The 12350-nt window shown below is 54.9% G+C and carries 6 protein-coding genes; 5 read left to right on the top strand and 1 reads right to left on the bottom strand.

The genetic code is table 11. The features are described 5' to 3' along the window. Positions 1-260 precede the first annotated feature (260 nt). Positions 261-1379 (top strand): redoxin family protein, encoded by a 1119-nt coding sequence (locus LX66_RS02240; protein WP_145710266.1) that lies wholly within the window; start codon positions 261-263, stop codon positions 1377-1379. 8 nt (positions 1380-1387) lie between these two features. On the opposite strand, the gene LX66_RS02235 is transcribed toward LX66_RS02240, so the two are convergent. After that, positions 1388-1822 carry a transmembrane 220 family protein gene (locus LX66_RS02235; protein WP_145710265.1) on the bottom strand — a complete coding sequence of 145 codons (435 nt, stop codon included), beginning with the start codon at positions 1820-1822 and terminating at the stop codon, positions 1388-1390. A 315-nt stretch (positions 1823-2137) separates the two neighbouring features. On the opposite strand from LX66_RS02235, the gene LX66_RS02230 reads away from it, so the two are divergent. The 4 genes from LX66_RS02230 to LX66_RS02215 all read left to right on the top strand — a co-directional run bounded on the left by LX66_RS02230 (position 2138) and on the right by LX66_RS02215 (position 12322). Continuing rightward, positions 2138-5344 (top strand): SusC/RagA family TonB-linked outer membrane protein, encoded by a 3207-nt coding sequence (locus tag LX66_RS02230; RefSeq protein WP_145710264.1) that lies wholly within the window; start codon positions 2138-2140, stop codon positions 5342-5344. A 105-nt stretch (positions 5345-5449) separates the two neighbouring features. Continuing rightward, positions 5450-7204, top strand: a complete 1755-nt coding sequence (locus LX66_RS02225) for a RagB/SusD family nutrient uptake outer membrane protein (RefSeq protein ID WP_145710263.1) — start codon at positions 5450-5452, stop codon at positions 7202-7204. Between the two features lie 214 nt (positions 7205-7418). Continuing rightward, on the top strand, positions 7419-10940 hold the full coding sequence (locus tag LX66_RS02220; RefSeq protein WP_244620261.1) for a VCBS repeat-containing protein: 3522 nt from the start codon (positions 7419-7421) through the stop codon (positions 10938-10940). After that, the gene (locus LX66_RS02215) at positions 10937-12322 is read left to right on the top strand and encodes a vanadium-dependent haloperoxidase (RefSeq protein WP_145710261.1); all 1386 of its coding nucleotides are present in this window, start codon (positions 10937-10939) and stop codon (positions 12320-12322) included. The genes LX66_RS02220 and LX66_RS02215 overlap by 4 nt, the downstream gene beginning before the upstream one ends. Positions 12323-12350: the final 28 nt, after the last annotated feature.

Raw genomic sequence — 12350 nt, 5'->3', positions numbered from 1 at the left:
AGGTGATATGGATATTTGGGTAAACCCAACCAGGGAGAACTATGAGAAACTGGTAAAAGCCTTTTGTTTATCCGCTTCATACATATAAATAATCTTATTCAGGCCAAGAAAGCTGCTGGCCGGTATAAAGACCTGGATGATCTGGAAAAACTTACAGCATCAAAAGATTAATCTTAGAGCTGGTATTCCCCCTTCCTAATCCCGTGATCTTTTCCTATCTTATGTTGCACATTCACGAACAGCATAAAAAACTTCACGGGATGAAAACATACTTCCTCCAACTGCTCGCACTTTTATACACCCTTTCCCTGCCGGCCCAGGATCACCCGGAACCGGTTACCCTTTCCATTGGCGCTGCTGCGCCCGCTTTTTTACTGAAGGGTACGGACGGGAAAACCTACACGCTCAACAGCTTCGCGGACGCCAAAGTGCTGGCCGTTATTTTCAGTTGTAATCACTGCCCCACGGCGCAGGCGTATGAAGAGCGCATTAAGCAACTGGCAAAGGATTATGCAGCAAAGCAGGTGGCGGTAGTGGTGATATCGCCCAACAGTCCCGCTGCAGTGAACCTCGGGGAGCTGGGTTATACGGAGATGGGCGACACCTATGAGGAGATGCAGTTGCGGGCTAAGCAGCATGACTTTAACTTCCCGTACCTGTATGATGGGGATGACCAGCAGGTATCCATTGCCTACGGCCCGGTGGCCACGCCGCATGCTTTTGTATTTGACGAAGCCCGCAAGCTGCGCTATACCGGCCGGCTGGACAGTAAGGAAAAGCCCGGCACCGGCCAGGCGGAAGATATTCGCAGCGCCATAGATGCCCTGCTGCAACAAAAGGAGGTGGCGCATCCCGTGCAGAAAACCTTTGGCTGTTCCATCAAATGGGCCTGGAAAGATGAGTGGAGTAAAAAGATCAACGCGGAATGGGCCCGGCGTCCCGTGACCCTGGATATGCTGGATGCCGCCGGTGTAAAGGAGCTGGTGGGCAATAGCGGCGACAAGCTGCGCCTCATTAATATATGGGCTACCTGGTGCGGCCCCTGTATACAGGAGCTGCCCGAGTTTGTGAATACAGACCGCATGTACCGCGAACGCGATTTTGAATTCATCACCATCACTACTGATAATCCCGATAAGAAGGACAAGGCCCTGGCCATGCTGAAAAAGCTGGAAGCCTCCAACAAAAATTACCTTTACAGCGGCGCAGACAAATACCAGTTGATAGAAGCGGTAGACCCTGACTGGCAGGGCGCGCTGCCCTATACATTACTGGTGGAGCCGGGCGGCAGGGTCGTGTTCCGCAAGCAGGGCGCCGTAAATATGCTGGAGCTGCGCAGGGCCATTGTAGAGCACAAGCTGATGGGGCGCTACTACTGAGGTTGGAATTAATTATTAATTATTTTACGCTTCTTCAGCACTTTTTTCCGTTGCTTTTTTAATGCGCGCTGGCTGGCATACGTGTAGTTGATCAACAGCACGATCACAAGAATGAACAGCCCGAAGAATTCGCGGGTTTCCTCTATCCAGGGCTTGGTGGCTTTCATACTTTGAGCTATATTTTCTGCCTGGTGCTCCGTGGCCCAGCTCATCACCCCATATTTGTCGAAGAACAGGTAAGTAGCATACGCAAGGTACACCAGGATGCCCGCCAGGTAAGCGCCGCGGTAAAACTGCTTCCGCGCGGCCAGCGCACATAATACAGCAGTGTACAGGTAGATGGGCATCCATATGTAGGGATCAGCATCGTTGTATTGCAATCCCGCAAAAAGGATAAATACCCCGCAGAAGATGATGTTAAATATTTTCATGAATAGTTTCATCCGTTATATAGTATTTTAACACAAATTATAAATGATTGGGATAAATTCCTTAACAAACTGCTATCCCACTCTTATTCAACGAAGGTTTTTCAAAAAATGTTAATTGGGCACTTGTAAATGTTAAAATAAAGTTATAAATTGGGAGTAGAATTCAAAATAACGAAGCAATAGTTGATTAGCACAACCAAAATCTGAGAGCTTGGATCTATCATGTACAATACGTCGTCATGTAATCCTTTTACTTATTAACTGCGAAACAACCAAAATCTAAAAGATAGTTAGTTACACTCCACTAAGTCTTTATAAAGCCACGTTATGAAAAAAATCTACCACCACTTTGTGGCAGGGTGCTGTTGTATGCTATTATTGTTATGCGTCAACAGCACCTTTGCCCAAAAAAAGATCTCCGGTAAAGTTATTTCAGAAAATAGTGAACCTGTACTGGGAGCTACCGTACAGGTTAAGGGAACCAGCACTGGCACCGTCACCGATGTGAATGGTGCCTTTTCATTAACGGTACCCGACGCCAACGCCATACTGGTAGTAACTTTTGTAGGATACAAGCCCCGGGAAGTAACCGTGGGCACAGCCTCCACGCTCAACATCCAGTTGGAAACCTCCGCCAGCTCGCTCAATGAGCTGGTAGTAACAGGGTACACCACCCAGCAGCGAAAGGAGATCATCGGCGCTGTTTCTACCGTGAAAGCAGACGAGCTGGTAGCCGTACCGGCCGGTAACGCGGAACAACAGTTGCAGGGCCGCGTTGCGGGCCTTACCGTGCTTACCTCCGGGCAGCCCGGCACCACCAGCCTGGTGCGCATCAGGGGCTTTGCCTCCTTTGCCGGCAACGAGCCGCTGTACATTGTGGACGGGGTGCCTACCTTCAGTATTGAGAATATCAACAGCTTTGATATTGAGACGACTACCGTACTGAAAGACGCCGGTTCCGCTTCTATCTATGGCGCCCGCGCCTCCGCCGGCGTGATCGTGATCACCACCAAAAAAGGCAACCGCAGCGGTAAGCTGAAGGTGACCTATGACGGTTCCTACGGTTGGCAAACACCCGGTAAAGGCTTTTCCATGCTGAACCCGGAGCAAACCGCCCGCTACACCTGGACCGCCCTGCGCAATGCCGGGAAAGTGGAAGCCAATGGCAATCCCAGGCATGATCAGTACGGTACCGGTGTAGACCCCGTACTGCCTGATTATATACGCGCCGGTGATAAGAACGGCGTATTTGAAGGAGATCCCGCACTGGACCCCAGCCTGTATAATGTTGATTTTAACAAAGGGCCCATTTACCAGATCGTAAGGGCCAATAAAGCCGGCACGGACTGGTACGATGAGATCACCCGCACAGCCCCCATCCAGCAGCATGCCGTAGGGCTGTCCGGCGGCAGCGACAATTCCCGCTTTTACGTGGGCTTTGGCTACTACGATCAGGAAGGCGTAGTGCTCAATACCTACCTGAAAAGGTATACGATCCGCGCCAATTCAGAATTTACCATCGGCAACCGGGTACGCATTGGTGAAAACATTCAGATGTCCTACCGCGACAACCCGCAGCTCACCAACCTGAATGAAGGCAACGCCATTTCCCTCGCATACCGTATGAACCCGCTTATCCCGGTATATGACATCATGGGCGGTTGGGCCGGCACCGCGGCCAAAGGGTTTAATAACCCCAGCAACCCGGTAGCCAACCAGACCCGTTCAAAAGATAACAAGGGGCATGCTTTCGGCCTGTTCGGCAACGTATATGCAGAAGTAGACCTCTTGAAAGACCTCACCTTCCGCAGCAGTTTCGGAGGTGGCCTGTTCAGCTTTTATGCCAACGGCATTACCTCCCGTACCTATGAGAACTCGGAGAATATAGGTAACGACCTGTTGTTTGAGAACGCCGGCTACGGCTACAGTTGGACCTGGACCAATACCGCCCGCTACCAGCATACCTTCGGTATCCATGATATTAAGGCCCTGTTGGGTATAGAAGCCATCCGCGATGGCGCAGGCCGCAATATTTCCGGTACCGGCCTCAATCCCTTTACCAATGTAGTGAACTACCGCACGCTGACCACCACCCAGTCATCCGGCCGTACGGTGAACAGCGATGGCAGCCCCGGCAACCATATCTTCTCCATTTTCGGTAAAGTGGATTATACCCTGATGGACAGGTACCTTGTCAGCCTGGTGGTGAGAAGGGACGGCTCTTCCAACTTCGGGATTGCCAACCGCTATGGTACCTTCCCCGCTATTTCCGGCGGCTGGCGCATCAGCCAGGAGCATTTCCTGCGGAACGTTTCCTGGCTTAATGAGCTGAAGGTCCGCGGTGGCTGGGGTAAAATGGGCAACCAGCGCATAGATCTCAACAACCAGTATAACCTCTATGCCGCCAGCGCCTCCTTTTCCGCTTATGCTATAGACGGTTCCAGCACCTCCACCCAGGAAGGTATCAACAAGGCCAGGATAGGCAACCCGGAAGGCCGCTGGGAAACCAACATCACCACCAACATCGGCCTGGATGCTACCCTGTTCAACAATACCCTGGACATTATTTTTGACTGGTATCACAAGCGCACCAACGACCTGCTGTATAATCCCGAACTGCCTGCCACCGTGGGCCAGGTAACCTATCCCACTATCAACGTGGCCAGTATGCTCAACCGGGGTATAGACCTGCAGATCATCAAACGCGGCAACTTTTCGAAGAACTGGCGCTACGAAGCCAACCTCACCCTCACTACCTATACAAATGAGATCACCAAGCTGGCGGAAGGGGTGGACTATTTTGACGGCAACAGCTTCGGCTCTACCCGTATAGGCACCTTTACCCGCAACCAGGTGGGCCATCCTATCTCCGCATTCTATGGATATGATGTGGTGGGGCTTTTCCAGGATGATAACGACGTAAAGGACAGCCCCGAGCAGGACGGCGCCGCCCCGGGCCGCTTTAAATACCGGGATGTGGATGGCGATAACAGGATCACCCCGGCAGACCGCGTGTTCTTCGGGGACCCCAATCCCCGCCTCACCTCCGGCCTGGACCTTACCATCGGGTACAGGAATTTTGATTTCAACATATTCCTCTATACCGTGCAGGGCGCCAAGGTGATCAACTATACCCGCTGGTTTACGGACTTCTTCCCCTCTTTCCCGGGGCAGGCCATCAGCGACCGGGTGCTGGACTCCTGGACCCCGCAGAACAAAGGCGCTACTACGCCCATCTTCGAGGATGTGTCCAATTTCAGCACCAATACCCAGCCTAATTCCTACTATATGGAAAATGGCGCCTACATCCGGGCCAGGAACGTGCAGCTTAGCTACACCCTGCCCAACTACGTTACCAAACGGGCGGGTATCGAAAAGCTGAAGGTATATGTGCAGACCACCAACCTGTTCACGATCACGGACTATGAAGGGCTGGACCCCGCCGTGAGCGGCGTGGACACCAATTTCGGCGTGGACTATGGTAACTATCCGCTGACCCGGCAGTTCATACTGGGCCTGAGCGCTACTTTCTAACGTATAAATGAATTAAAGATATGAAACCGGCGTGACAGACTTTTCAGGTGGACATCCATGTAAATGCCGGTTCCATTTGACCATTAATTAATAAAATATTCACAAATGAAATCATACAAAGCGATCATAGGGTTGTTGGCAATGGCGGTCATAGCGGCCATGGTCCTGTACGCCTGCAGGAAATCCTTCCTGACCCGGGACCCGATCGGGCAGTTGGGGGATGCGGATGCCGCCACCAAAAAAGGCGTGGAAGAGCTCCTGATAGGCGCCTACGCAGTGCTGGACGGCAACTACAACGGCTTTAACTGGCAATCTTCCTGTACCAACTGGGTGTATGGCTCCATTGCGGGCGGCGATGCCCACAAGGGCTCCAATGCCGGTGACCAGGCAGACGTAAACCCCATAGAAAGGTATGAGGGCCTGCCCACCAATGAGTACTTCAATACCAAGTGGAAAGCGGTGTACGACGGCGTGGCCCGTTCCAACAACGTACTGAAATCACTGGCCCTGGCGGACGTAAGTGACGAGGACCGCGTGCGCATCCGCGGGGAGGCCCGCTTCCTTCGCGGGTATTACCACCTGGAAGCCAAGAAGATGTGGAATAACATTCCGTATGTAGATGAGACGATCGATTATGTGAATAATAATTATAAAGTAGGGAATACCGAAGACGCCTGGCCCAGGATAGAAGCCGACCTGAAAGCGGCTTATGACAGCCTGCCCGAGCTGATGGGGCAGATAGGCCGCGCCAATAAATGGGTGGCCGCCGCCTTCCTGGCCAAAGCCTACATGTTTCAAAAGAAATATGCCGAGGCAAAACCCATCCTGGAAAGCATTATTGCCAGCGGTGTAAACCCCAGGGGCACCAGGTTTGGCCTGGAGCCCCGCTACCAGGACAACTACAATGCGGAGACCAAGAACGGCCGGGAATCCATTTTTGCCGTGCAGGCGTCTGTAAATGACGGCGGCGGCGGCAACAACGCCAATCCCGACCAGATACTGAACTTCCCGCATAACCCGGAAAACACCCCCGGCGGCTGCTGCGGATTTTTCCAGCCTACCCAGGAGCTGGTAAACTCCTACCGTACGGATGCCAATGGCCTGCCGCTGCTGGACGGCTCCTATAACGAAGGTGCCAACCAGGTAAAAAGCGACCAGGGGATATTGGCCACCGATCCTTTCACCCCGGACGCCGGCCGGCTGGACCCCCGCCTGGACTGGGTGGCAGGCCGCAGGGGCATTCCTTACCTGGACTGGGGCAACCATCCCGGCGCTTCCTGGATCCGCGACCAGGGCAATGGCGGTCCCTACTCTCCCAAGAAGAATGTGTATTATAAATCCCAGGAAAAAGTGCTCACGGACGGTTCTTCCTGGACCAATGGTCTCACCGCCATCAATTATATCCTGGTCCGTTATGCCGACGTGCTCCTCTGGGCCGCAGAATGCGAAGTGGAGATAGGTTCCCTGGAAAAAGCCCGGGAATACGTGAATATGGTGCGCGAAAGAGCGATGGACGACCAGAGCTGGGTCAAGAAACCCGACGGCACACCCGCGGCCAACTATGTGATTGGTACTTATGACGCTGCATGGACGGATCAGGCCGCTGCCCGCAGGGCTGTTCACTTTGAGCGGAAACTGGAGCTGGCCATGGAAGGGCACAGATTTTTTGATTTAGTGCGCTGGGGAGAAGCAAGTTCCACTTTAAATGCTTATATTGCATACGAAACGTCAATTATGAGCCTTTTAAGAGGCGCACAATTCAGGGAACCGAAGAACTTATACTACCCGATACCGCAACGGCAAATTGATTTGAGCGCGACCAATGGGGTCTCTGCTCTGGAACAGAATCCTGATTATTGATCAGGTTTTAGAATGGCGGAAGGAGAGGCACTTGTGCCTCTCTTTTATTTACATCCCCCCGCTTTTCCCGAGAGTGCAAAACCACGTTAAGATGCCAAAATCCAAGTCCCAGAATCCAAATTCCAAAATCCAAACAGCAGTTGGGTTTACTATTGACATTTTTGTTCCCGTTTGGGATTGGGTATTTGGGATTTGGAATTTCCGTCTCTGGATTTTGGGATTTGGATTTTGGCTAATTGCTTGCCACCGGCAGGATACCTTATTCAGGTTAGTACCGGCCGCACACTCCGGTATTGATTTTAACAATGCCATTACCGACAGCGACAGCCTCAATATCCTCAACTTTGAATACATCTACAACGGCGGCGGCGTAGCCATTGCGGACTTTAACAGCGACAGCCTGCCCGATATCTATTTCACCGGCAATATGGTGCCCAACCGCCTCTACCTGAATGAAGGCGGGCTGCGTTTTAAGGATGTAACGGCAACGGCCGGTGTGGCCGGTAGCGGCAAGTGGAGTACCGGCGTTGCCGTAATAGATATCAATAACGACAGCCGGCCGGACCTCTATGTATGCGCCTCCATGCAGCCCGATAGCGGGGCCCGCCGCAACATGCTGTTCGTGAACCAGGGCCCCGGTACTGACGGCATTCCCCGCTTCCGGGAAATGGCAAAGGAGTACGGCATTGACGATGCCGGCCATTCCGTAATGGGCGCTTTCTTTGATTATGATAATGACGGCGACCTGGACCTCTACGTGCTGACCAACCAGATAGACTCCGCCCGCTATCCCAGCAAGTACAAGCCCCGCACCCTGGACGGCAGCAACCTGAATACCGACCGCCTGTACCGCAATGACTGGAGCGATTCCCTGCAGCATCCGCTGTTCACCAACGTGTCCCGGCAGGCCGGCATCCTCATTGAAGGCTACGGCCTGGGCCTGAACATCGCGGACATTAACCGCGACGGCTGGAAAGACATCTATGTAGCCAACGACTATCTTACCAACGACATATTATATATCAATAACCGTAACGGCACCTTTACCGACCGCTCCGCCGCTTATTACAAGCACACCGCCTATTCCGCCATGGGCACGGATATCAATGATATCAACAACGATGGCCTGGCCGACATCATCTGCCTGGATATGCTGCCGGAAAACAACCTGCGCAAGAAAATGATGATGAACGCCAACAATTATTTCACCTACATCAATAACGACCAGTACGGTTACCAGCACCAGTACCCGCGCAATATGCTGCAGCTCAACTGCGGCACGGTGCCCGGGCCGGACAGCATCCCCGCCGTAGTGTTCAGCGATATCGGTTTCCTGGCCGGCATTGCGCAGACGGACTGGAGCTGGGCGCCCATGGTGGTGGATTTTGATAACGACGGTTTCCGTGATGTACTGATCACCAACGGTTTTCCCCGGGACATTACTGATCATGATTTTGTATCATTCCGCGCCATGGCTACGCCTTACGCGTCTACGGAATTTATGCTGGAGCAGATACCCCGGGTAAAGATCTCCAACTACGCCTTCCGTAACAATGGCGATCTTACTTTCTCGGATGTTACCGCCCAATGGGGCATGCAATTGCCTTCCTTCTCCAACGGTGCGGCCTATGCTGACCTGGACCGGGACGGCGACCTGGACTACGTGGTCAATAATATAGACGATGCCGCTTTTGTATATGAGAACCGGGGCCGCAGCACCGCCCGCTGGCTGCGCATACAATGGAAAGGCCCGCCGGCCAATCGCCAGGCGCTCGGCGCCTGGGTGGAAATAGCGGAAGATGGAACGCGCCGGCAGGTGTATGAAAATACCATTTACCGCGGGTACCTGTCCTCCGTAGAGAATGTGGCCCATTTTGGCCTGGGCGGAACTGATACCGTGCAGGCCGTAAAGGTGACCTGGCCCGATGGCAAGGTACAGGTATGGCGCAATGTAGCCGCCAACCAGGTGCTGACCGCCGACTACGCCGCCGCCAGCCCGGCCCCGCCGCAAATGGAAAAGCCGGTAGCGCCCCTGTTTGCCGACGCCGGGGACAGTTGCCAGGTAACGTTTAAGCACGCAGAGTTTGATTACATAGACTTCAATGACCAGAAGTTGCTGCCTCACAAATTCTCGCAATACGGCCCCGCGCTGGCCGTAGGGGATGTGGATGGCAATGGCCTGGATGATATTTTTATTGGCGGCGCTACCCAGCACCACGGCGTTTTCCTGCTGCAGTTCCCGGGCGAAGGTTTTGTGCAGAAGGACCTGCTGCCCGGCCTGCCCGACGGTAAAGGTGCGGAGGACATGGGCTGCCTCCTGCTGGATGTAGACGGGGACGATGACCTGGACCTGTACATCGCCAGCGGCAGTTGCGAGAACAGGGCCGGCAGCTTCAGCTACCGCGACTGCCTGTATCTCAATAACGGCTACGCCGGGTTTACGGATGCCTCCCGCGCAGTGCCTGCTATCCATACCAGTAAATCCTGCGTAAAGGCCGCAGATTTTGACCGGGACGGGGACCTGGACCTGTTTGTCGGCGGCCGGGTAGAGCCGGGCAAATACCCTGCTCCCGTGAGCAGCTACCTGCTGAGGAATGATACCCGTGATGGCACCGTGCAGTTTACCGACATTACCGCGCAGGCGGCGCCTGCCCTGCAGCAGGCCGGCCTGGTATGCGATGCCCTGTGGACCGACTATGATAATGACGGCTGGATGGACCTGCTGCTGGCAGGTGAGTGGATGTCGCCTGTTTTCCTGCATAATAAAAATGGAAAGTTTGAGCCTGCCGCCACCGGCATGGATACCGAAACCGGCTGGTGGAGCAGCCTGCTGGCCGGCGATTTTGACAATGACGGCGATATGGACTACATAGCCGGCAATACCGGGCTTAATACCCTGTACCGCGCCAGTAGCCGGGAACCGGTGAGCATCTATGCCGCCGATTTTGACCGTAACGGCAGCTACGATGCGGTGCCGGTCCTGTACCTGCCGGACAGCGCCGGCCGGCGCCGGGAGTTTCCCGCCCATACCCGGGACGACCTTATCAAGCAGATGATCATGATGCGTGCCCGCTTTCCGAAGTACCATGATTTTGCCGTAGCTACGATCCGGGAAGTGCTGAAGCCAGAGGAACTGCAGCAGGCCCTGCACCTGCAGGCGGCCAACCTGCGGTCCTGCTACTGGGAGAACAGGGGCAAGGGCCGCTTTACCTGCCATCCCCTGCCGGTGCAGGCCCAACTGGCGCCCGTTTATGGAATGCTGGCGGCCGATGTGAATGGCGATGGCAACCTGGATGTGGTGATCAATGGGAACGACTTTGGCACGGACGTGTCATTAGGCCGTTACGATGCGCTGAACGGGCTGGTGCTGCTGGGCAATGGCAAAGGCGGGTTTACGCCCGCGGATATACGGAGCAGCGGCATCTATATTCCCGGCGACGGCAAGGCGCTGGTGCAACTGAAGGACCGGCAGGGCCGCCTGCTGCTGGCCGCTTCCCAGAACCAGGGGCCCCTGAAGGTATTCCGCCAGCAGCGGCGCGCACAGGTGCTGCCCCTGCGCAGGAACGACGCCTGGGCCACCGTTTACTACGCGGACGGGCATACGCAAAAGCAGGAATTTGCCTACGGGCAAAGCTTCCTGTCGCAGTCCGGCCGCTACCTGTCCTTTACCGCGTCCGTCAATAAAGTGGATATTACAGATTATAGTGGCAACAAACGAACCCTTACCTTACCATGAAACGATATTATACACGGTTGTTGATGGTCATCCTGCTATGCAACGCAGGCTGCCGGCAGCCCGCACCCAGGGGAGACCCGGCGCTGCTGCAGGACCCGGAAGTGCTCCACTGGTCCATGAAGCGGCTGACGGATGTAATGGTGTATGACATTTTTTCCCCGCCCGTGGCCAGCCGTATCTATGCCTACTCCTCCCTGGCTATGTATGAAGCGGCGCGCTTTGCGGAGCCGCAGTACCCTTCCCTGGCCGCGCAGTTCCGGGACTTTCCGTCCATGCCGCAGCCGGAAAAGGGCAGGAGCTATAATTTCCTGCTGGCCGGCGCCCGGGCTTTCCAGGTGGTGGCGCAGCAGGTGACCTTTTCCACGGATACGCTGAAGGTATTTGAGCAGCGCCTGTATGCCCGTTTCCGGGACGCCGGGCTGGCGGAGGAGGTGATCCGGAGCTCCCTGGCCTTCGGGGAGGCCGTAGGCGCTAAGGTGCTGGAGCGCGCAAACAAAGACAATTACCGCGAAAGCCGGGGCTATCCCCGCTACACCGTTAGCCGCGAAAAAGGAAGCTGGCAGCCCACGCCGCCGGATTATATGGATGCTATAGAGCCTTACTGGCAAACCATTCACCCGCTGATCATAGACTCCTGCAACCAGTTCCGGCCCCCGCCCGCGCTGTCCTTTGACCTGCGTCCCGGCAGCCCCTTCTACCGGGATATGATGGAAGTGTACGACACCTGTACCCGGCTTACGCCGGAGCAGCAGGCCATTGCCAGCTTCTGGGACTGCAATCCGTTTGTGATGCATCATACCGGCCACGCCATGTTTGCCACCAAGAAGATCACGCCCGGCGGCCACTGGATGGGTATTACTGCCATTGCCAGCCGGCTGGCCGGCGCGGGATATGTAAGAACGGCGCAGGCATACGCCCTGGCATCGGCCACCCTGCTGGACGCCTTTATTTCCTGTTGGGATGAGAAGTACCGCAGCCACGTGATCCGCCCGCAAACCATTATCAACCGGGAGATAGACCCTGCCTGGGAGCCCTTGCTGCAAACGCCGCCTTTCCCGGAATACACCAGCGGCCACAGCGTGGTATCCGGCGCAACCGCCGTTACCCTCACCCGCTTGTTTGGCGACCAGGTGGCTTTTACAGATACCACGGAAGTAGAGTACGGCGCCGGCCAGCGCAGCTATACGTCTTTCCGGCAGGCGGCAGAAGAAGCCGCCATCAGCCGTTTATATGGTGGCATTCATTACCGTTCAGCTATTGAGCATGGTCTGCAGCAGGGCGTCCGCCTGGGAGCATTCGTTGTGCAGGAAATAAGGGTGGACACCGGCAACACCGCGCCAATGGCTGCCCGCAGCAGGCCCGTAGCGCAGGGTACGCGGTAACGCCTTCATCGGCTATTTTCTCCGTTCA

It is taken from the genome of Chitinophaga japonensis (genome assembly GCF_007830125.1).
GTDB classification, from domain to species: Bacteria; Bacteroidota; Bacteroidia; order Chitinophagales; family Chitinophagaceae; genus Chitinophaga; species Chitinophaga japonensis.
Note: the sequence above shows the minus strand (reverse complement) of the source record. Positions and strands in the feature narration are given on the sequence as shown.